This is a genomic window from Nitrobacter sp. CN101, assembly GCF_055390255.1.
This window is the reverse complement of record NZ_AP038833.1, coordinates 862766-883417: the sequence shown is the minus strand read 5'-3', so window position 1 is coordinate 883417 and position 20652 is coordinate 862766. Positions and strand designations below refer to the sequence as shown.

At 59.2% G+C, this 20652-nt stretch carries 18 protein-coding genes, 1 tRNA gene and 1 pseudogene; 12 read left to right on the top strand and 8 right to left on the bottom strand.

Going from position 1 to position 20652, the window contains the following annotated elements; translation table 11 throughout:
- The first annotated feature begins 90 nt into the window (after window positions 1-90).
- The 5 genes from ACZ5IL_RS04170 (at window position 91) to terL (ending at window position 4315) form a co-directional block, all read left to right on the top strand.
- The gene (locus tag ACZ5IL_RS04170) at window positions 91-540 is read left to right on the top strand and encodes a hypothetical protein (protein ID WP_464595343.1); all 450 of its coding nucleotides are present in this window, start codon (window positions 91-93) and stop codon (window positions 538-540) included.
- A gap of 110 nt (window positions 541-650) precedes the next feature.
- The gene (locus ACZ5IL_RS04165; protein WP_464595342.1) at window positions 651-932 is read left to right on the top strand and encodes a hypothetical protein; all 282 of its coding nucleotides are present in this window, start codon (window positions 651-653) and stop codon (window positions 930-932) included.
- 238 nt (window positions 933-1170) lie between these two features.
- Window positions 1171-2472 carry a site-specific DNA-methyltransferase gene (locus ACZ5IL_RS04160; protein ID WP_464595340.1) on the top strand — a complete coding sequence of 434 codons (1302 nt, stop codon included), beginning with the start codon at window positions 1171-1173 and terminating at the stop codon, window positions 2470-2472.
- A gap of 14 nt (window positions 2473-2486) precedes the next feature.
- Complete coding sequence (locus tag ACZ5IL_RS04155; protein ID WP_464595338.1) at window positions 2487-2918, top strand: DUF5681 domain-containing protein; 432 nt, start codon at window positions 2487-2489, stop codon at window positions 2916-2918.
- Window positions 2915-4315, top strand: coding sequence for a phage terminase large subunit (terL, locus tag ACZ5IL_RS04150; RefSeq protein ID WP_464595336.1), 1401 nt, complete (start codon window positions 2915-2917; stop codon window positions 4313-4315). The genes ACZ5IL_RS04155 and terL overlap by 4 nt, the downstream gene beginning before the upstream one ends.
- Here terL and ACZ5IL_RS04145 read toward each other — a convergent pair.
- Entirely contained in the window at window positions 4312-4956 is a 645-nt protein-coding gene (locus ACZ5IL_RS04145) for a hypothetical protein (RefSeq protein ID WP_464595335.1), read from the bottom strand. The genes terL and ACZ5IL_RS04145 overlap by 4 nt on opposite strands.
- Window positions 4957-5115: 159 nt before the next feature.
- Here ACZ5IL_RS04145 and ACZ5IL_RS04140 point away from each other — a divergent pair, with 159 nt between their 5' ends.
- The 6 genes and pseudogenes from ACZ5IL_RS04140 to ACZ5IL_RS04115 form a co-directional block, all read left to right on the top strand.
- Window positions 5116-5409: a helix-turn-helix domain-containing protein gene (locus ACZ5IL_RS04140; protein WP_464595333.1), complete on the top strand. Its 294-nt coding sequence runs from the start codon at window positions 5116-5118 to the stop codon at window positions 5407-5409.
- A 139-nt stretch (window positions 5410-5548) separates the two neighbouring features.
- Window positions 5549-5776 (top strand): hypothetical protein, encoded by a 228-nt coding sequence (locus ACZ5IL_RS04135; RefSeq protein ID WP_464595332.1) that lies wholly within the window; start codon window positions 5549-5551, stop codon window positions 5774-5776.
- 92 nt (window positions 5777-5868) lie between these two features.
- Window positions 5869-6222 (top strand): DUF3489 domain-containing protein, encoded by a 354-nt coding sequence (locus tag ACZ5IL_RS04130; RefSeq protein WP_464595330.1) that lies wholly within the window; start codon window positions 5869-5871, stop codon window positions 6220-6222.
- An 86-nt stretch (window positions 6223-6308) separates the two neighbouring features.
- Window positions 6309-6716 (top strand): DUF2924 domain-containing protein, encoded by a 408-nt coding sequence (locus tag ACZ5IL_RS04125; protein WP_464595329.1) that lies wholly within the window; start codon window positions 6309-6311, stop codon window positions 6714-6716.
- On the top strand, window positions 6697-8232 hold the full coding sequence (locus ACZ5IL_RS04120; RefSeq protein ID WP_464595327.1) for a recombinase family protein: 1536 nt from the start codon (window positions 6697-6699) through the stop codon (window positions 8230-8232). The genes ACZ5IL_RS04125 and ACZ5IL_RS04120 overlap by 20 nt, the downstream gene beginning before the upstream one ends.
- A gap of 175 nt (window positions 8233-8407) precedes the next feature.
- Window positions 8408-8581 (top strand): annotated as a pseudogene (locus tag ACZ5IL_RS04115) (IS5/IS1182 family transposase); the annotation flags it as partial.
- A gap of 14 nt (window positions 8582-8595) precedes the next feature.
- On the opposite strand, the gene ACZ5IL_RS04110 reads toward ACZ5IL_RS04115, so the two are convergent.
- From ACZ5IL_RS04110 to ACZ5IL_RS04085, 6 genes are all read right to left on the bottom strand, one after another.
- Window positions 8596-8949: a ubiquitination-like system serine protease family protein gene (locus tag ACZ5IL_RS04110; protein ID WP_464595326.1), complete on the bottom strand. Its 354-nt coding sequence runs from the start codon at window positions 8947-8949 to the stop codon at window positions 8596-8598.
- Entirely contained in the window at window positions 8949-10121 is a 1173-nt protein-coding gene (locus tag ACZ5IL_RS04105; protein WP_464595325.1) for a ThiF family adenylyltransferase, read from the bottom strand. The genes ACZ5IL_RS04110 and ACZ5IL_RS04105 overlap by 1 nt, the downstream gene beginning before the upstream one ends.
- Window positions 10096-10842, bottom strand: coding sequence for a multiubiquitin domain-containing protein (locus ACZ5IL_RS04100; RefSeq protein WP_464595324.1), 747 nt, complete (start codon window positions 10840-10842; stop codon window positions 10096-10098). The genes ACZ5IL_RS04105 and ACZ5IL_RS04100 overlap by 26 nt, the downstream gene beginning before the upstream one ends.
- 81 nt (window positions 10843-10923) lie before the next feature.
- Window positions 10924-14325, bottom strand: a complete 3402-nt coding sequence (locus ACZ5IL_RS04095; RefSeq protein ID WP_464595323.1) for a UvrD-helicase domain-containing protein — start codon at window positions 14323-14325, stop codon at window positions 10924-10926.
- Window position 14326: 1 nt separating this feature from the next.
- The gene (locus ACZ5IL_RS04090; protein WP_464595322.1) at window positions 14327-14869 is read right to left on the bottom strand and encodes a hypothetical protein; all 543 of its coding nucleotides are present in this window, start codon (window positions 14867-14869) and stop codon (window positions 14327-14329) included.
- A 32-nt stretch (window positions 14870-14901) separates the two neighbouring features.
- A complete protein-coding gene (locus tag ACZ5IL_RS04085; protein ID WP_464595321.1) occupies window positions 14902-15900 on the bottom strand; it encodes an RNA polymerase sigma factor in 999 nt (332 codons plus the stop codon).
- Between the two features lie 498 nt (window positions 15901-16398).
- Between ACZ5IL_RS04085 and ACZ5IL_RS04080 the strand changes: the two genes are divergently transcribed.
- Window positions 16399-20076, top strand: a complete 3678-nt coding sequence (locus ACZ5IL_RS04080; protein ID WP_464595320.1) for a DEAD/DEAH box helicase — start codon at window positions 16399-16401, stop codon at window positions 20074-20076.
- A 247-nt stretch (window positions 20077-20323) separates the two neighbouring features.
- Here the strand turns inward: ACZ5IL_RS04080 and ACZ5IL_RS04075 are convergent.
- Window positions 20324-20398, bottom strand: a tRNA-Gln gene (locus tag ACZ5IL_RS04075).
- Window positions 20399-20652: the final 254 nt, after the last annotated feature.

The window sequence follows — 20652 nt, the reverse complement described above, 5'->3', positions numbered from 1 at the left end:
TGCGTTGAGGGACGAAGCTGAGAGCCTTCGACATCATGAAAGTTCAATCCCGCTGCCGGCTTTGAACGGCAGGTTATCCAGGAGTTCAGCATGTCCACGATCTATCTCCATCAGACAACCACCTTAACACCCGAACAGTACGTTAGCGGTCTCATTGACTTCGGACCGGGCCGCTCGAAGCTGTTTGGTAACAGCGCCGACGAGTATCTCAAGGTTCATCACAGGAGCGGATCCCATGCAGATGTCACGGAAGGCTCGGGCGGCATCTGGGAACGCCTGCACTACGATTGGTCCGATCCCAGCCGTGTCGTTCTCACGACGACCGATTCCAATGTATGGGGCGGTGCGTCGGGCCATACCTATACCTTCACACGCCGGACTGATGGCAAGACTGACATCGACTTAGCCGTTGTTCGCGAGGGCAAGAATTTAAGGGGATGGGTACTCGGTTTTGTCCTCGGGACGATCGGCAGGCACATTCTGAAAAGAGCGTTTGAAAACTCCGTCAAAACCCTCGAAGCTCGGAACAGCCGATTTTGAGACGCCTTTCGTAACGATAAAGCGGCAGGACCGGCCGATGACGACGTTGAGCCGCGTAAGTCAATCGCGGGTGCTTGCCATTGGCGATATGCCTAATCACCACGCCGCGAATGAGCTACAACCAAACGCACCACCTCCGCTTTGCCCTTGGGAAAATTTGGGCAAAACCTCGAAAACCAGATCGTCGAAACCTCAAGTTCAACCGCGATGACGGCGCGCATTCCATAACGCCTAATTTGCGAACTAAGTATGCAGCAGCAAAGCTAAATGTCCGCACTGAGAAAAATTCAGATGTCGGCTTGTCGTCGCCTTTCCAAGGAATCGCCGATACCGCCGCTTATGCTTCGATCGATGAATATCGGACACTCGATCATCTGCTTTTACCAAGTTGACGACCCTACGGCTCAAGACTAATCTTGCATATGCTCTCACTAGAATCGCCGGACCTAGCTGGGCGATTCCTGGCCGCGCAGGAATAGCGTCGGTAGAGCAGCGAGGTTGGCCATTCATGGAATAATGGCCTTAGCTGAATAGCTGGACAGGCTCTGGGAGCCATTCTCTCTGAAATTTCTAACGGCTAACGCCGGCGATTTTCTGTGTCTGTCGCAGAGCGCCGATGGGAGAGAAGCCATGCCTGAGATTCAATGGGTTAGGGTTTGCGCTGTGAAGCCGAACCCGCGCAACGCGCGTACGCATTCGAAAAAACAAGTTAAACAGATCGCACGCAGCATTTCGCTGCACGGTTGGACCTCTCCAGTACTGGTCGACGAAAACTTTGTTCTCCTTGCAGGACACGGTCGTTGCCTTGCAGCCCAAGAACTTGGGCTGAAGAAAATTCCTGTCATTGTCCTTAGCGGACTCAACGAAGTTCAGAAGCGCGTGTTGATGTTGGCTGAGAATAAAATTGCAGAGAACGCCGGTTGGGACCGGAAGGCCCTTGCTCATGAAATGAGCGAACTTTCGGGTCTTCTCCCCGAAATGAATCTCGATCTTGAGATCACCGGCTTCTCAACGCCAGTGATCGATGCGCTTTTTAATGATTTCATCGATCAGGAGAGTGATCCCGCTGATGCCTGTCCGCCCCCGCTTCCGAAGGCCACAAGTAGGTTGAACGACTTGTGGCGCTTAGGCGAGCATCGAATAATGTGCGCTGATGCCCGCATCAAGGCGAGCTACCGGAGACTTCTACCGTCGTCATACGCAGCAATGGTCTTCACCGATCCGCCGTATAACGTTCGAATTGGTGAGACGGTGGGACGCGGCAAAACCAAATACCGTGAGTTCTCCTTCGCGTCAGGAGAGATGTCTTCAGAACAGTTCGAAACCTTCCTAAAGCGCTGGATGCATCATTGTGCTCGGTTCTCAACCAATGGCTCGGTACACTTCATATGCATGGATTGGCGTCACATGGAAGAAGTAAATGCCGCCGGCAAAGCGGCCTACCATCAGCTCAAGAATCTCATTGTCTGGGCGAAGACCAACGCCGGCCAAGGCAGCTTTTATCGCTCGCAGCACGAATTGATCTTTCCTTTCATCAATGGAGACGCAGCTCACCAGAACAATATCGAACTCGGGCGCCACGGCCGTAACCGGTCAAATGTTTGGACTTATCCAAGCGTCAATACTTTTGGGACGGGCCGTCGCAATGAATCCTTACTTCATCCGACGGTCAAACCTGTTGCACTGGTGGCCGATGCGATGCGCGACTGCTCACGACGTGGCGACATTATTCTTGATCCCTTTATGGGTTCCGGCACGACGATCCTCGCGGCTGAGCGCGTGGGCCGACGGGGCTTTGGCCTTGAGATTGATCCCACCTACGTCGACGTTACCATTCGTCGTTGGCAGGATTTTACAGGGCAAGACGCGATCCTCGATGGCACCGGACAGACATTCGGTGAAGTCGCCGTCGATCGTATCGATGGTCGCTAGAGGAGAACAAAACGATGTCGGATGAATCACGAAAAATCAAGCGCGTCAGGCTGAATTCGTCTCCTTCTAACGATGTCGGGTTTGGCAAACCTCCCCGAAGCCATCAATTCCAGCCCGGCCAAAGCGGGAATCCCAAGGGACGCCCCAAAGGCAGTAAAAATGATGCAACCATCCTAAATGAAATCATGTCGCGCAAAATACCCGCTCGGCAGAACGGTCTTCGGCGCACAATCACGGTCAGAGAAGCGATTTATCATCGCCTCGCTGAAAATTCGCTCAAAGGCGATTACAAAGCGGCAACGCTTTTGTTCAATCGGCAATCTGCGCTCAGCTCACAACACTCACCGGCAGATAAGGATCTGCATGAAGACGACCAGATTGTCCTGACCAGCTTTCTCAAGCAATTCATGCCCAAGAAGTCGGATGAGGAGGGCGAGCCGTCATGAACGAGCGGGATATTTTCAACGCCCTGCTCCGCAGTGATCTCAAGAGCTTTTTGCATCGCTGTGTGTTGGTGGTGAATCCTGGGGCCCAATTTGTGCCGAACTGGCATATTGATGCAATTGTTTACCAGTTAGAGCGCATCAGGCGCGGCGAGATCAATCGCCTTATCATCAATCTTCCGCCTCGGTATCTCAAATCGATCATGGCATCGGTTGCGTTCTCCGCTTTTCTGTTGGGGCAGGATCCGAGGCGACGCATTATTTGCCTCAGCTATGGTGCGGAGTTGGCTGCAAAGCATGCCGGCGATTGCCGGGCGGTGATGCAATCGAATTGGTATCGTTGGGCCTTTTCTGGAACTCAGATTTCGCGCGTTTCCGATTCAGATATCCACACGACGCTCCGCGGATTCCGCAAGACCACTTCTGTTGGTGGCACGCTGACAGGATTGGGCGGCGATCTCATCATCATCGACGATCCCCAGAAGGCAACAGATGCGCAGTCACAAGCACTCCGCGATCAGGCCAACCAATGGTTTTCCAACAGCTTGTTGTCCCGGTTGGACAATAAAGAACGTGGAGCGATCATTGTCGTCATGCAACGCGTCCATCTGAATGATCTCACCGGCTATGTTCTTGAGAATTCCGACGACTGGACCGTTCTCAGCCTTCCTGCCATTGCAGAGACCGACGAGCGTATTCAGATCGGAAACGACAAATTCCATATTCGTAAAGTCGGCGAAGCGCTCCATCCCGAATATGAGTCTCTCAGAACTCTCAATAGGCTTCGTCGAGAGATGGGCTCAGAGCTGTTTCAGGCGCAGTATCAGCAAGCCCCCGTACCCAGCGGAGGAGCTATGATTCGCCGGCAATGGCTGCGCTACTACGATACGCCGCCTGAACGAACGAGCCGAATGCGGATAATCCAAAGCTGGGATTGTGCCGGCAAGGAGGGCGCGGCAAACAGCTGGTCTGTTTGCACGACGTGGCTTGTCGTCGATAAACGAGACTATTATCTTCTGGACGTGACACGAGGCCGGTTCGAATACCCGAAGCTCCGTCAGACAGCACTTGCCCTTGCCGAACGATACGATCCGACGACCATCCTCATCGAAGATACGTCAGCTGGTATTGCGCTTGGACAGGAGCTTCGACAACTCGGCCGATATCGGGTGAATTCGATTCAGGTCGAACGCGACAAAGTCACCCGGCTTTACGTTCAAGCGGCCAAATTCGAGGCGGGGAACGTCTACTTTCCTCGAAATGCACCATTTCTACTTGACCTCGAGGCAGAACTTCTTTCGTTTCCGCAAGGCAAGCACGACGATCAGGTCGACAGCATGACCCAAGCGCTTGCATTCAAAGCCTTTGGCTATGACGCGAGCCTCGAGTGGGTCCTTTAACTTCCTTTGAGGTCAACGGCGACCACCTGTTCATAAGACCAAAGGTTCAGTCGACGCGAGCTTGTCAGGGAAATCAGACGTTCCGCGCTTTCAATCTGTCGTTGAATGACAGCCAGAAGCGCAGCCTCATCGAGGTCATCGTCCCGCAAAGCCATCGCAAAGTCGAAGTCTTCATTATGCGTGACAAAGCGCCGACCGAGCCCTGCCGACCTCGTCACGATGAAACCATAGCGCAGGTAAGGATAGATCCGTTTATGGCGCTGGGCCTTTGCCGAATAGGTGATGACGTCGTGGGTCGAAAATGATCCCGACTTCAATTCGATCGCCACAAGCGGCGTCGGCCCCTTCGTGACCAAAATATCGGTCTGGAATGCAAGCTGGCCGCGCATCGGCAGGCTTTCTGCCTCATGCGTCGGTTTTCCGGCGACGTTAATCTCGATCTTATAGAGGAGATTTTGTCCGCATTCGACGGAATAGCCCGTCAAGCGACGCGACAGCAATGCATGTAGTTCGGCCGCGTCAGCCTTCTCTCTTTTACGGCGCTTGTCAGCTCCGCCTTCGGCTATTTCGGCAGCCGGTCCTGAGTGCGACGCATACCGCCCCTCTTCCCGATCAGAGGGCGTTTTCTGCTGGTGAGCCATCTTCTGTGTACCTTTCCGATGGTTGATCTTGTCAAAGCCATCGCTCTGTGACGCTCAGATAGCCAGCAGATCAGGGGCGTCCCGACCCAGAACAGCAGGTCAGAGTTAATATTATCCTTTTTTGGGATAATCCCGTCTCGGGATCAGCTTGCCCGGGCGATGACCATTTCCGCCCGCGGGATCGGCAAGACCGTCCACTCCTCAGACCAGGCCACCTTCTGCGCCCTGATGGTGGCCGCCCGCAAGCAGGCCGGCTTGACCCAGCATGAGCTGGCACGCCGCCTCAAGCGTCCCCAATCCTTTGTCGCCAAATACGAGGGCGGCGAGCGCCGAATCGACGTCATCGAGTTCGTTGCGATCATACGTGCTATTGGAGCCGATCCCGTCAAACTGCTGCGGGATCTGATGGCCGGCAAGCCGCCGGCCAAGCCTCGGCGCGCATCGGCGAAATAGCTCACCCTCCCCCACATTCAGGCGCCTGCGATCACATCGTGATCCGGCGCCCCCGATCTTCGTCACAAGATTATCCAGGTTCCGCTCGACTTCGTGCGGCGGCAGAGCGGTAGTGGGTCGAACTTTGACGGAGAGCCCGATGGAGCGCGCCAGCATCGAACCGGCGATCAAACTCATCATTGCCGAGATTCATACCCGCCTGAGCGAAGCGACACGCATTGCCAAGGCCGCGGAGGCCTGTGTCCAAAACGGTGCAATCGCTGAAGGCATCGAGGTCTCCATGGATATCGAGCAGCTGATCTACGAGGCCGGACGACTTCAGGATGCTGCATCACTTTTGAACCGCCTGAGCCGAGAGCAAAGCTAGTTTGGCTCCGCAATCGTTTCCTCTGGGCCTCGCACATTGCGGGGCTTGGGTCAGTGGCACCACCTGATGGTGCGATGACACAGGGGGATCAAATGTCCGCTCGTAAACGCAAGCCGAAAGTGATGAACGCGACCAAGGCTCGTTCGAGCCGCGCCAATCTGGGAAAGCGAAAAGGGAGCTCGAAGTCCAAATCGGTAAAAACGTCTGTGACCGCCAGCCGAAATCGCTCCTCCCCGTTTTCATCAAAGCAGGACGCGGTGCTGGCCTTGCTCAAGCGTCCCAACGGCACCACGCTTTCTGAGATCACCGAGGCCACCGGTTGGCAGCCGCACTCGGTGCGCGGCTTTCTGTCCGGCGTTGTCAAGAAGAAGCTCAAACTCAGGGTCGAGTCACGGAAGGACGGCCGTGATCGGACCTATCGCATCAAGGGTCGCACGTCGTCATGATCCGCCCGGTACGCCCTGTCGGTAGCGATCGGATTGTCGAAGCCGAACTGGCTAAACTCCCAGTGATGCCGATTGCGAACTTGAGAATGCGGTATCGCGAGCTGTTCCGGGCCGATCCGCCCAAAGCCTTCGGTCCGGACCTGCTCCGTCGCAGCATCGCGCAGCGGATTCAAGAGCGTGCCTATGGCGGATTGTCCCCAGAGACTGCTCGATTGTTGCGGCAGTTGATAAGGGCGGTGAAGGGCAAACCGAACGGCAAGCTGGAGCTGCCCCGCCGGATCAAGGCCGGCTCGGAGCTGGTGCGGACATGGCGGGGCACCACCTACCGGGTAAAAGTCGTGGCGGATGGCTTTGCTTTTGAAGGCGAGACCTACGCCAGCCTGTCCGAGATCGCCACGAAGATTGCGGGCACCAGATGGAATGGACCGCGCTTCTTTGGATTGCGGTCGTCGATGGCGCCATCGGGTTCGGAGGATGAGCCGAGTGCCGAGTGAACGCCGGGGCATTTTGCGTTGCGCCATCTACACCCGCAAATCCACCGAGCATGGGCTTGAGCAGGAGTTCAACTCGCTCGATGCCCAGCGGGAAGCCTGCGAGTCATATATAAAGAGTCAGGCCTCGCAGGGCTGGCGAGCCCTTCCCGCTCGCTATGACGATCCTGCCTATTCCGGAGGCAATCTCGATCGTCCTGCCCTGAAACGCCTCCTTGCCGATATCGAGGCCGGCAAGGTCGACGTGATCGTGGTCTACAAGATCGACCGCCTGACCCGGTCGCTGGCTGATTTTGCCAAGCTCGTCGAAACTTTTGACGCCCGTTCGATCTCGTTTGTCGCGGTCACCCAGCAGTTCAATACCACCACCTCGATGGGCCGCCTGACCCTGAATGTGCTGTTGTCTTTTGCCCAATTCGAACGGGAGCTCGCATCCGAACGAGTCAAGGACAAGATCGCCGCCTCCCGCAAGAAGGGCAAATGGACCGGCGGCACGGTGCCGCTTGGTTATGAGCTCAAGGACAGGAAGCTCGCCATTAATAGGGCGGAGGCACAAACCGTCCGGACTATCTTCAAGCTTTATCTGCAGACTGCGTCACTCAACAAACTGATCCCCGAACTCGACAAGCGAAAGATTGTCACCAAGCGCCGCAACACCGAGATCAAGAAATACCAGGGCGGTATCCCCTTCACCTATGGTCCTCTCGCCTACCTTCTGAAGAACCGCATCTACCTCGGCGAAATCCATCATGGTGGCAAATGGTTCAAGGGCGAGCATCCGCCGATCCTGGATCAAAGCACCTTCAATCGCGTCCAGGACCAGCTCAAATCCAACACCATCGACCGACCAAAAGGTCAGTCAGCCAACGATGCTCCCCTAACCGGTAAACTGTTCGACGATCGCGGCAACCGGATGGGCCCGAGCTTCACCCGGAAGAACGGCGTCCGATACCGCTTCTACGTCAGCACGGCGCTGCGGGGGCGACAGCACCTTGCCGGATCGGTCAAGCGGGTGACGGCCACCGAGATCGAGCAACTGATCGAGCAGGCCATTCGGAAGCAGCTCAACCTCGCCCATGCCGCACCATCTGACATCTTTGACGGCGTCGACCGCGCCGTCATCAACGCCAAACACATCCGGATCACAATGAAGCCGGCTTACGCCGAACGGCCCATCGAGATCCCCTGGAAAGCAGCGAAAGCCAATTCAGTCACAGTCATCGAGACCACGGACCAGAGTAAATCCGACCCAAAGCTTCTCCAGGCTATTGTCCGCGCCCACGCTTGGCTCAACGATCTCACCTCAGGGCGCTACGACTCAATCGAGGCGCTCGCTGAAGACGTCAAACTTCATCCTAAAATAATTCGCCAGCAGATTCGGCTCGCGTTCCTGGCGCCGACAATCACAGAAGCGGCAATTACAGGAGGAGCGGGAAACACGCCAACTTTGGTGGCGATCCCTAAAACCTTGCCGCTCTCGTGGTCCAAGCAGCGGGAAGCGACAGAAAAGTATCTGTGAGCCTGGGATCGACGTCTTCTTTGCACCGATTGTGTTGGTAAAAATGCGTGCTTGTGAGGGCGGTGCTGGGCCGATTCAGTTCTTCGGGGAGAGAAAGACTGAGTTAATGATGGGCAGGCAGGTCGTGGCACGCGGCAGTTGTCTACGACTTCTGCCTCGAAGATCATGTCCCTGACGATCATCACGCGAATATCTGACCACGCTCGGCGATGCCACCTTAGGCGCCGCGAGCGAGACAGACCCGAAGTTCATCACGCCGTCGGACCCGGCCGCGCAATGGACCGACGCCCACAATGGATACGCCTTCTTCGCGTATGCCACGGCCTACCTGATCGACCTCGACCACGCGGCTAAACGGAGGGTTCAATCCGTGGAGTGATCGTAGAAACGCGCCCTAGCGGCGCGATGCCGACGTCGCTCGGCTTCGACCCGCTCGTCACTCCAAGGACCGGCTTCGACCACCTTGCCGCGGTCGATCACATAGTGTGACCGGCACCTCAGCGTCCAATTGCCGATCGACGGGCGAATCGAAATAGTCTGGCCATCGAACGTCATCTTCCAGTCTGTTGGCGTGAAAGGTGTCACGACCTCCTCACCGCAACCGCAGCAGCAGCTGTGGGCCGATGTCGCATATTCCATCGAGACATAGAGAACGCCTGGCTCCAGGCGCTCGGGAATGTGTTCGACGAAACGATGACCGAGTCGCTCGTGTCGCATCACGCCAGGTCTCCGTTGATCAGCATATTGCCATCGGTGGTGTAGGTGCAGTGATGCTCGCTCTCGAGATCGCGGTAGAACCCGCGGATCTTCTTCCACTTCACTACTGCGAGGACGGCATTCAGGGCGTTGAGCTCCGCGATCTGAATATTGGAGGCGTAGATGTCCTTCGCGCCACCGCCGACGAAGGAGACGCGCTGCCGGACGTGATACCGTTTCTCCGGCGTGCTGGCGGTCACCCGCAGGATACCACCGAGCGACCCTTCGTCGAGCTCGAGCCCCATGCCGACATCAACGAACGTGGCACCGATCTCCTCGAGCTTCTCCACGATCAACCGCTTTGCGTGACCCGCATCGAGGGACAGGAAGGCGAAGGTGACGCCGTCAAGGAGGTGGATGTTGTCGACGCCGAGCGCGACGTCGTGCGCCACGATGTTCCGATGCATCCGGCTGTAGATACGCTTCAGATTGTCGACCTTCTTCGGCGCTTCTCGCAGCTCCTCCAGACTCGGGGCCCCCGGCGCGCGAAACGCATTGTGAGTCAAGAACTCGTCGCTGTCGAAGAGCCGGATTTCGCGAACTGGCGTCTTGGCGACAAAGTCCAGAATGTAGCCGCCGGTGCCGCCGCCGCCGATGATGGCGACCCGCTCGTTGATGAGCCGCTCGGTTAGAACGCCAATCCCGACACGATCGGAGGCGGTCTCGACGTAGTTGAAGACGCTTTCTTCCTCCTGTTCCGGCTCACGGAAAGTGCGCGCCGTCGTGCCGGGCTTCAACACCGCGGCTGGACCCGCGATGATGTTCGCGTAGCTCGTCATCTTGTGATGGTAGTCGGTGTACCCTCCATCCGGCTTGCTGGAGAAGCTGTGCGTCGCCTTCAGGCCGTGGCCGAGATCGAAGGCGCCGGCCGCGTGCGAGATGCCGTTGATGCGCGAACCATCGGCGTGACACGGGAAGTCGCCGTCCCAGTGGACGACATGGGTGTCGGGCGTGCGCGTCTGATCTCCAGCCAACGTAAGGCTGGAGATCAGGGTACCGATGCGCACCTCCCGGCGCGCATCGACATACGGCACCTCGCGCATGATGAGATACCCGCCCCGCTGCTGGACGAAGTAGCCCTCTTCCAATAGCCGCTTGAGGTCCGGATTACGACTGAACAGTGCGCGTGACATTAAACACCGTGCCCTTCGTCTTGACATCGACAGAGCCGCCAGCCCCGAGTTCACCGGCGTGCGGCGTCGACGCCGCGTGCCGATAGGTCATCGAGAAGACGACGTTGGGCTCGTGCTGGCCCGGGAAGGCGATCTGGACGATCTGTTCGAACGTGACCGTGCGGGCGTTCACCGTGCGCGGCCGCGAATTGACGATGATCTCGAAGGTCAGCCGCGCCGTGATGAACCGCTCGATGCCGGGCTGGGTCAGATCAATCAGTTCGCCAGGCTCGACCAGCCGGTCTTCACCGCCGGGGACTTCAAGGAAAACCCCTTCGCCATCTGCCGGCTTGGCGAGGCCGTAGAGGATCGTGCCGCTGATGACCGGCTTGCCCCAGAGCAGTTCGTGGTCGTTGAGGGTCAGCTTGAAGTCGCGGTCGGTCAGGAAGGCGATGAACCGCTCGGCGCCGCGCTCTCGCAGGTCGAAAGGCTCGTTGAGCCTCACCTCCTCGAAATCGCCCGAGGGCAGGATCGCGACGAGGCTGTAACCGTCCCGCGGGTCGAGTGCCGTGGCCTCAAGCAACTGGCGGCCGAGCGGCACCGGATCGCTCACTACGCGGGACTGGAAGTTGAGATCGCCCTGCGCGAGGAGAAAGCGATACCCCCGCGCCGGACGCAACGCCCGGCCTTCGCGCAGGGCGTCGCCGAGATCGTCGTAATCAGGAAGTTCTTCGGTGTTCATAAGATTGGGTCCTTAGGTTCGGCCGAGGCAGGGCCGCGGCTCTAAGGGTCCAATCGGAGCGAGATCCGCCGACCGGTAAGGTCAGGCGAACTTTTTTTGCAAAGGCCCGTCGGGGGTCTGCCCGCAAATGAAGAAGGCCGGGCAGTTCGGACAGGTGCGCGACGAAACCTCGGCCGGAAACCGTCCAGCGCGGATGTCGCCGAGAAATTTTCCGAGCTTGTCCTTGCGCCCCTTCAGCTCCCGATCGGACAAGGCAAGCGCATGCGTCTCGCCGTCGGAAAGATGGACGAGCTCTGCGACCGCGCCGGGAAAGGCCTGCTTGACCGCCAGCATCAGCGCCGCCGCGCCGACATCCTTGCTCTCGGCAGACCGCATGTGACCCGTGCGGATCCGGCGCACAGTGCGGACACCGTCCGGCCGCACCAGCACCTCGTCCGGCCGAACGATGATCTCCTCGCCGCCGAAATTGAGGCTGAGCGCAATCGGCGCTTCGGCGACTGCTTCGGCGCGGTTCGTCAGGAAGAAGCGCAGCATCGCCAGCGCCAGATCGCGGAATTCCGCGCGATAGCCGTGCTCGCCGAGCCTCTGGCCGTCCAGCGCCGCGTCGGTGCGATCCTCCAGGTCCTGCTTTGTCACGGGCTGGTCCGCCGCGATCACCACCTCGACCACCACGCGAACCGCCTCGTGCAGATGCATGAAGGCGGTCGCGGTCCGCCGGCCACCGACCTGCAGGATGTGCGTGTAGAAGAAGCGGCGCGGGCAAGATTCATAAAGAGCGATCTGCGGGGCATCGAACCGCAACCGCCCATCGACGACCAAATCGATATCCCGAGCTTCCGCGGCCACGGGAAGCGGCTGCGCCGGCAAGACTGAGCGGCGCGTCAAGGTGGCTCCGAGACGGTCGAGGAATGGCGATAACGGTCGATTGTGGCCGTTGCTCTTCTCGGTCGGCGCATAAAGGAACAGGCGGTCGCGGGCGCGCGACTGCGCCACGTAGAATAGACACTCTTGCTCCTCGGCCTGACCCGCGCGGAACGCCTCTAGCGCGCTGCCTTCGGCGCCTGCGATCATGCCATCGGGCGCCGGACAGGGTGGCGCCGGTGGCGTGCGCGGGATGGTGTCGCTGTTGAGCCCTGGAATATGGACGCCGCCGAACTCCAGGCCCTTGGCGCCATGAATGGTCATCAGCCGCACGGCGTCGAGATGCTGGGCCGCCGCCGGCAACTGACGCAAGTCGCGGTCGTCGCCGAGCCGGACAAGCCTGCGCACGCGATCGAGCACGCGCGTGATCGGCAGTCCGCGGCCCGCTGGCTGGACCCGCAGGAAGTTGAGGAACTGCCAGATCGCGATTCCGCGCGTGCGATCGGCGAGATCTTCGGACGCGCCCAGGCGCGCGGCGCTGCGGGTGCGATCGAGCAGTAGCGTCGCAAGGACGGTCCAAGGCGAGGCCGTTTGGTCGAAGCCGTCGAGCACGACCGCGAGACTGGCGAGCGCCTCGCGACCGGCATCGCTGACACCCGGAATCGTATCGGCGTGCGGAAGCCAACTGCCCGGGCTGTGCTCGGTCGCCCGCAGATGCTCGAAGACCGCCGCCACGTCCGCGAAGGACATGGTGAAGTCGGACCAGCAGGCGATCCGCACCAGACCCATTGCGCGCCGATCGACAAGGACGGAGAGCAAGGCCAGCAGATCCTTGACCTCGGCCCGCTCGAACAGGCTGCCCAGAAACAGGACCGGCACGCCGAGCCGTTCCAGGTCCTGCCCGATGGTCGACAGCTTCTCATTTCCGGTGCAGAGGACCGCCTGGTCACGATAGGCGTAGCCATCACGGCGAAGCGCTTCGATCGCCTCGGCCAGCGCCACTTGCTGCTGCTCGGCACGCTGCACCGTGCGGAGCTCGGGCTTTAGACCATTGCCGTTGCGCTCCGCTTCGAGCCCGCTGTCTGGGTCGCCCGCGCGCATCGTGATCGCGAAGCCGGAGAAGCTCGCTACGATCTCCGGCACCGAGCGGTAGTTGCGCTTCAATCGACCGCGCTTGCCGCCGGCGAAGTCCTCCTTGCCGAACCGGGTCATGTTGAAGGATGAGGCGCCGCGAAACCGATAGATCGACTGCTTGGCGTCACCGACCATCCAGAGATTCCGGCCGTCAGGCCGTAGCGCGCTCAACAAACGGACGCTGCTGCGGTTCACGTCCTGATACTCATCGACCAGGACATGATCATATTGCGCCTGGAATGCCGCACAGATGGCCGCGTCCTTTTCGAGCAATTGCACCGGCAAAGCGACAAGGTCACCGAAGTCGATGCAATGCGCGTTGCGCTTGAGCTGTTCATAGACCGCGTAGACGCGGACCACTTCGCCGGCACGCTCTGCCGCTTCGCGCGCATCAGGATCCTGTGCTTTCGCCAGCATGGCGCCGGCGAGCGCGGCGTAGGTTTCGGCGTCGACCACCTCATCCTTTGCCCGCGAGACAGCGGCCAACATGTCGTCGATGATCTGGGTCGGATCGTAAAGATTACGGTAGTGCGCGAGCCTCAGCCGCGGGAACTCCTCCTCGAGAAGTTCGACCGCTTCGGTCCGGTCCATCATCCGCGGGTCTTTTGGCAGGCCAAGCTCCGCGTGGAAGCGACGGATGATATCGAGGCCGAAGGCATGGAACGTGCCGATCCACATCGCGGCCGCCGCCTCGGGCCGCTTGCGCGCGATCCGCTCTGCCATCTCGCCCGCCGCCTTGTTCGAGAAGGTCAACAGCAAGATACGCCTCGGATCGACGTCCTCCTCCAGAAGGCCTTCGACACGCGCGATCAGTGTCTGTGTCTTGCCGGTGCCAGGACCCGCTTCGAGCAGATAGGCTTCGCCGCGATGCGCCGCCGCCGCCGCTTGCAGCGGATTGAGCGGCCGTTCGACATGCGCCGCGGTCGCGGCAGGAGGCACCGGCGGCAGCAGCAAAGCATCGAACAACTGCTGTGCAACGACCTCGAACGGCGCGCCGAGCTTCGCGGCGATGGTGGACGCGGCGAGCCCGTCGTCAACATGGAGCGCCCGCGCGACGTTGCGTGGAAGCAGCAGCTCGCGCGCGAACAGATCCATCTGAACTTCGCGACGTTGCTTGCGCCCATAGTCGATCACCCGATCGATCCCGACCGGCGAGGGCTCGGCCGCGCGGGCCGGATCAATCGTCGGCGCCGGTTCGCCATCAGGATCGTCGCCAAGCTCGATATGGCCGATCTCGTGCGCCACGAGGAAGGCTTGTTCAAACCGAGATCCGATATTCTCATGGAGGATCAGATCGTCGGCGGCGACAAAGGTCGCACGGCCGCCGTTGAGCACAGCTGCCCCCGCCGCCGTCGGCTCGACGTCGATCCATCGCCGCTTGGCCTCGGAGACAGCAAACTCATAGGGCGACCAGGGATCAGCGCCGGATGCGACGAGGCGAGCGTGAAGCTCGGCGGCGATTTGCCTGGCGAGCTCCACGCCGTCCATATCAGTCCGCCTCCGCCAACAGCCGGGCGCGCCTCTCGGCCGGGACGCCAGCATCGATCAGCACTTGCTCGAAGGTGACCTGTTCGCCGGCCACCGGCTTGCTGTCGGCCTTATAGCTGCGCGCCCCAGCCAACTGGGTCGAGCCCCAAGACGACTCCAACTGCGCGATAGAGCTGCGCATCGCCTCAGCCAACATCGCCAGGAAGCGTCGCGGGATACTGACGAGAGAGACCCGCCGTTCGCGCAGCGCGGTCACGACCTGCCGGGGCACGTCCAGACGCTGAGCGACGGCACGCCAGTCATCGACCGTCAGTGCCGCGAAAGGGTCGGCTGCTGTCGCCGGCACGGCCTTCGCGTGTTGCGACCAGGCCGCATCGATCAGCGCCCGATCGGCAGCAGAGAGGGGCGCGGCATCTTCATAAGTCTCGCGGCTGAGTTCGCGCGAGAGGTCGATGAGCTCCCCAGCATATTCTGGGTAAAGCCACAGATAGCGTTGCAAAGTCGACCGGCCGGGCTCGCTCTCGACCGCGAACGCGTCGAGCACGGCCTCGCGGGATGGACGTTCGCCGCCGGGGCTCACTGCTCGTCTCCGTCGGCCATGGCTGCTCGCAGGACGGCGAAGGCCTTGTCGCGGTAGGTTCGGACGGTCTTTTCGGAGCGAGCCAAGGCTTTGGCGATGGTCATGACGTCCGGTTCCTTGGAATCGATAGGGAAGCCTTGTCTGAGCATGTGAACGATCCTGCTTTGTTCCATCGGTAGAGCCTCAATCGCCGCATCCAGCCGCGACCGGTAAGCCGGATCGTCGAAATCCGACGCGGCGAAGGGATCGTGGGCCCCCGCGGCCGGCTCGACCTCTGGTGCCAGTTCACCACTCTCCTCGTCATATTGGAGGGGCTGGGAACGGTTTTCGTCGCGCCAGGCCTTTTCCTGCGCATCGCGCCGCAGGCTTGCCAGCGCGCCATCGAAGCGCACCTCGAAATAGTCGAGCTTGTCGACATAGTCGGCACGATCCGCCGAAAGGAGCTCGATGAACCGGCCGAACACCTTGTCGCGCACGACCCCGCGCGTCAGCGATTCCGTCTTGCCATCAGAGCTTTCCGCCTTGGGCAAGCTACGGAGCACCCGTCCGATCAGGATCCGATAGAGGCGTTCGAACCACGCCTCGTTGTTGTCGCGACGGCTCGCGCGAATGAAATAGACAAGACATTCGCTAGGGATGTAGCCCGGGTCGGAGCGCTTGGTGATTTCCGCCCTGGCAATCAACTTATCACGTGGCAGAACCTCCAATTTGCCGATGAGCGCCACTATTTTTGGATCGCGTTCGTAAAGTTCGCCGGTGAGACGTCGGTTACGCAGCGGGGTCACGATCCCCTCGCCCGAGCCGGATACGTTTGCCTTTTGCCCTGTACCGGCAATTCCCCCCAACTGCGTCATGGCCGTTCGTATTCGCTCGTTCCGTGCTTGTTCAAACGTATCTCCAGTGAACCGATGCTGTCGAGTACAGCTTCGCACCCTGAAGGAGGCAATATTCTGTGCTAACGCCGGAGCGACGTTGATAGAAATGCCAGCCCCCACTCATCCCTCGAGTCGTTTACACCCACAAAGAGCTCGGATTGAACCGGTCTATCGGTCTTCATTTGGATGATGACGCCGCGGTCACGTACTATGCCGAGTGCGCGATGTCAGATCGCAGCCCCGCAACTTACTATCGATCGCACGATTAAAGGGCGCGAAATCTCTGGCTAAGCCTGACACCTGCAGACGCGTCCGGATTCTCCAGACTTTCTTGGGGCGGTTTCGGACGGACAATGTGACTACGATTCCAAACAGACATGGCAGCTCTCCCATACCGCCCTCCGCAACCCATCTGCGTCACATCAGAATCAACTCGAAGCAGCGACAAGGCCCCGGTAAAGCCCAGCTAAGCCGATTATCAGGGAAGGATAAAGCCACATCCGCGCCCGGCGGGTGTCCGCGCAAACGTCTTCGTCCCTTCCGTGGCTAGCGAAAGTTGGACTTGCGGAGGTCCGTCCCTGGCGGCACTCTTGTTCCCAAAGGCAGGATCTGCGTGCCATGGGGTTAGGACAAAAGTTACAGACAAAGATTCTTCGTCGAGCCAAGGCACCCGGCGAATATATGGTTTATCGCGCGGCGCTGGAATGGGGTCTCACCGATCCTATCGTGATTGATAGCCGGGACGATTTCAAATCCGAATTCCGCTGGAAGGACCGGCTAGAGCCCTTTCACCATCAGGTTCAAAACCTCATCACATTCTGCCGCCGCTTGCCCGTAACCCTGCTTGCGGACGATGTGGGCCTCGGCAAGACCATTTCCGCAGGGCTCGTCGCAAGCGAATTGATTGCGCGTAATCGCGTTGCCAAGATTCTCATTGTGGCGCCCAAGCTGCTCGGTCCCCAATGGAAAGATGAGTTGCAGGCCAAGTTCGATATCCCGGGCGAGGTCGTCACCGGCAGCAAACTCGCTTCGGCCGAGCCCGACGAGGTCGGCGCTGTCATCACGACCTACCATTCGGCCCGCGCTCATCTCGACAAAATACCAGATGACCGCTTCGATATGCTGGTTCTAGATGAAGCGCACAAGCTCCGAAATCTCTACGGCGTCGATCCGACGCCGCAGGTGGCAAAGGTTTTTCACCGGACGCTGCAACAGCGCCGCTTTCGCTACGTGCTGATGCTGACAGCAACACCCATACAGAATCGGTTATGGGACCTCTATTCCCTAATCGATCTGCTCACCGCCGCACGCGGCCATGAAAACCCCTTCGGAAGCGAAGGCATGTTCGCGCGCCGCTTTATCGCCGACAAGCGCGAGACGGCACGCATCTTAAAACCCGATGCACGAGAGGATTTCCGCAAAATTGTCTATGGTTATATGTCACGCGTGCGGCGCGGCGACGCCAACTTAGATTTTCCTGAGCGCAAGATCCAACTGCATAAGGTAGCGCCCTCATCGGAGGAGCTTGTCCTTATCAAGGCCATTGCCAAACCGATTCAGAAGCTCAATCGCCTTGCGCAAATAAGCATTCTCCAGGCTCTGACCAGCAGCCCGCACGCTCTTATGGTACAGCTGCAGACCATGGCACGGAACGGAACGGTGCCGATGGAGTTGGCCGCAACCGTCCAGGCCATCGTTACGCCGATGCGTGCTAGCGCAAAGCTAGAGGGACTTCGGCAGCTCGTCGACATGCTCCAGCACCAAAACCCCACCGGCTGGCGCATGGTCGTCTTCACCGGGCGGCGCGAAACGCAGACAACCATCCAAGCCTTCCTCGAAGAGCTCGGCCTCAAGGTCGGCATCATCAACGGTTCGTCCGGGCAACGCAACCAGGATACAATCGCGCGCTTTCGCGCTAATCCTCCTGAAATACGGGCTATCGTCTCGACCGAAGCCGGATCAGAGGGCGTCAATCTCCAGATTGCCAACGTACTTATCAATTTCGATTTGCCGTGGAATCCGATGATCGTCGAGCAACGCATCGGCCGCGTTCAACGCCTGGGCTCCCAGCACAAGAACGTCGTCATCTACAATGTGATGCTTGCCGGCACGTTTGAGGAATACATCGTCGGCCGACTCATAACCAAACTGCAAATGGCGACCGACGCCATTGGCGACATTGAATCGCTCCTTGAGGCATCGGGTGTCGGCGATGGCGAGGAAGGTGCCGGTTTCGACGAAAAGATTCGTGAACTCGTCGTCGCGGCTCTTGCTGGACGCGACATGGCGGCGGCGGCCGAAAAGATTACGCGTAGTATCGATGCTGCCAAGAAAACCCTTGAAGAGGAAAAGGCGAATATCGACACTACCCTTGGAGCCATGGATGGCTACGAATATGTGGGCCCGCAAACGCCGACGCTCGAAAAGGTCCATCCCACCATGGAATTCGAGCCGTTCGTCCGCGCGGCCTTTGTCAGCCTTGGCGGCACGATCACGGACGTAGCACCGGGGATCCTCCGCATCACGATTAAGGGTGCGCCCGAATATGCACGGCTGAACGATAACCCTGCAGACGATCATGCCAAGATACCTCTTTATCGCCCTGGCAGCGCGGCATTCCTCCGTCTCGTTGATCGGGTAACCACCTCAGGCCTCCATCAGGTACACGATACCGACGACGACCCACAGCAGATGGTGGAGGAACTCGCACAGGGCTGGATATCTGACTTCGGCGGGACCCCCAGCGACATCGCGGTACTGCGCGTGCAACGGCGCTTCGAAGGTAACGCCGTCGCACGCGTACGCGCGACAACTGGTCATGACAGTTACGAGCGCCTCGTAACCATCGCCTGCAAACCTTCCGATCATGTTCAAGCAACCACTGCCCTCGATGCCTTGCCGGATCTGTTGCAGAAGCCCGAAGCAACCGGCATCAATACGGCCCGCATTCTGGAGGAGGCGCATCGCGATCCGAATGTGGTGGAATTCAATCGCTTTTATCTTGAACGGCGTGAGAACGAATTGCGCGCGGCAGGAAACGACGCTCGCAAACGCAAGAAACTTGAAGACGACTTCACGCCACAGATCGATGCGACACTCGTGGCTCTGGATGGACAAATGAGCCGGCGCGTGAACCTCAAGGTACGCTACCAGCTCGATGGAGCATCCTATGAGAGCGATCTCGCCATTGCACCGTCCGATGGTCGCATTGAGACCGCGCCTGCGCTGGAACGATGCGCGCTTACGGATCTGACGGTGCCAACCGACTGTATTGCCACCTGCGCATTATCAGGCACCCGCGCCATGAAACACCGGCTCGCACGTTCGGAGGTGAGCGGCCGATACGCCCTGCCGGAACATCTTCTCCACTGCGCCCTTTCCGGAAAATTCCTGCTGGTTGACGAAGCGAGCATGTCCGATATCACGAACGCGGTGGTTGACCGAACGCTGCTGAGAACATGCGCCGTCAGCGGACGAAAAGGAGAACCCACATACTTTGGCCAGTGCGCCTTTACGAAAACAGATGTGCTCAAGGAGCAGCTTAGGGAAAGTGAGGTTTCAGGCAAACCCTACCGGCTGGACCAGGAGGCTAGCTCCGCAGTCTCCGGCACGCGCGGGCACACCCAGGAATTCGTACGGTGCCAGGAAACAAAGCGTATGCTGGCCGCCCGTGAAGCCGAGCGCTGCGCAAAGACCGGCAAGATGGTCGCTCCGGATGTTCTTCAGCCCTGCGCTGTCACGGGCAAGCGCGTGCTCCCCGGTGAGCTCGCAGCTTCTTCGGTCAGCAGCAAGCGTGTACTGCCCGAACACCTGGTCACGAGCAGTGTATCAAATGCGGTATTCTTGGAAGAAGAAGGTGTGCGGTCCTCTTACGGAAAATTCTGTATGCCCGTTGAGGCCAAGCGGTGCGAATGGAGCGGCGCGGCGACACATCCCGACGACATTCGAACCTGCGCGCTACTCGGCCTCGCCGTGCATTTTCAGTACATTGCGGAATCATCTGGCCACTTACAGCCAGTCGAAGATCTACTGGCCGGTACGCGCCGAACAACAGATGCACGTGAATATTGGGATGGAATCCACCCACATCTAGCGGATGTTCTTAAAACAAAAAAATGCCGAATTGAGGCTGCGCAATTATCACCAGATCACAGCAAACTTGCCTTAGCAGCGGAGATCAAATCCATGCTTGGATTGCGAACGCAGCATGCAGGGATGCTTTACTCTTTAGATCAGAATGCGGTGCTTGGACGTGTCGCTATAGTGAAGCGAGACGGTCGGGGAAGCTTTCGCTGATTATGTTTGGCTTCAAACGCGAAAGAATGGACCGCTACCGTCGGGCGGCAGTCCGGATCGAACTATGTCTCCAGTCTTGGATTCCCAAAAACGGGAATATTCGGGGCGACAGCCGGAGACTTTTGGCATTTCAAGCGCCTCCGACCATGAAAGGGGGCGCACGGAGGCGAAAGCTGAACGCACAAATCCCGCCATTGGCGGGGCTTTTCGCTAATCCTTTGGAGATTCTAGAAAATATCAGACTGGATGGCTGGGGCGGGAGGGATCGAACCTCCGAATGGGGGAATCAAAATCCCCTGCCTTACCGCTTGGCTACGCCCCAACGGCCCGAAAATGCACGGAACATAGTCTCGCAGACTTTCTCGAGCCCCGCCGGTCTACAGACAGTGCCCTGTCTTTTCAACCGGCCGGCGACGCCTGAAAAGGCTGGACCCATTTCAAACCCCTTCCCGTCAATGCGGGACCGCATCCCGCCTTCCTGGAAAGGTTGAGAGCCGCGCGTTTTGGTGGAAAGACTGCTCTCGACTCATAATATGACAGGAGGCCGTCCCCTGTCAGGCCCTAGCTCCCGAGGCA

Coding starts and splice junctions, on each gene's coding strand:
- ACZ5IL_RS04170 (WP_464595343.1), top strand. CDS start 91: ATGTCCACGATCTATCTCCATCAGACAACCACCTTAACACCCGAACAG.
- ACZ5IL_RS04165 (WP_464595342.1), top strand. CDS start 651: ATGAGCTACAACCAAACGCACCACCTCCGCTTTGCCCTTGGGAAAATT.
- ACZ5IL_RS04160 (WP_464595340.1), top strand. CDS start 1,171: ATGCCTGAGATTCAATGGGTTAGGGTTTGCGCTGTGAAGCCGAACCCG.
- ACZ5IL_RS04155 (WP_464595338.1), top strand. CDS start 2,487: ATGTCGGATGAATCACGAAAAATCAAGCGCGTCAGGCTGAATTCGTCT.
- terL (WP_464595336.1), top strand. CDS start 2,915: ATGAACGAGCGGGATATTTTCAACGCCCTGCTCCGCAGTGATCTCAAG.
- ACZ5IL_RS04145 (WP_464595335.1), bottom strand. CDS start 4,956: ATGGCTCACCAGCAGAAAACGCCCTCTGATCGGGAAGAGGGGCGGTAT.
- ACZ5IL_RS04140 (WP_464595333.1), top strand. CDS start 5,116: ATGACCATTTCCGCCCGCGGGATCGGCAAGACCGTCCACTCCTCAGAC.
- ACZ5IL_RS04135 (WP_464595332.1), top strand. CDS start 5,549: ATGGAGCGCGCCAGCATCGAACCGGCGATCAAACTCATCATTGCCGAG.
- ACZ5IL_RS04130 (WP_464595330.1), top strand. CDS start 5,869: ATGTCCGCTCGTAAACGCAAGCCGAAAGTGATGAACGCGACCAAGGCT.
- ACZ5IL_RS04125 (WP_464595329.1), top strand. CDS start 6,309: ATGCGGTATCGCGAGCTGTTCCGGGCCGATCCGCCCAAAGCCTTCGGT.
- ACZ5IL_RS04120 (WP_464595327.1), top strand. CDS start 6,697: ATGAGCCGAGTGCCGAGTGAACGCCGGGGCATTTTGCGTTGCGCCATC.
- ACZ5IL_RS04110 (WP_464595326.1), bottom strand. CDS start 8,949: ATGCGACACGAGCGACTCGGTCATCGTTTCGTCGAACACATTCCCGAG.
- ACZ5IL_RS04105 (WP_464595325.1), bottom strand. CDS start 10,121: ATGTCACGCGCACTGTTCAGTCGTAATCCGGACCTCAAGCGGCTATTG.
- ACZ5IL_RS04100 (WP_464595324.1), bottom strand. CDS start 10,842: ATGAACACCGAAGAACTTCCTGATTACGACGATCTCGGCGACGCCCTG.
- ACZ5IL_RS04095 (WP_464595323.1), bottom strand. CDS start 14,325: ATGGACGGCGTGGAGCTCGCCAGGCAAATCGCCGCCGAGCTTCACGCT.
- ACZ5IL_RS04080 (WP_464595320.1), top strand. CDS start 16,399: ATGGGGTTAGGACAAAAGTTACAGACAAAGATTCTTCGTCGAGCCAAG.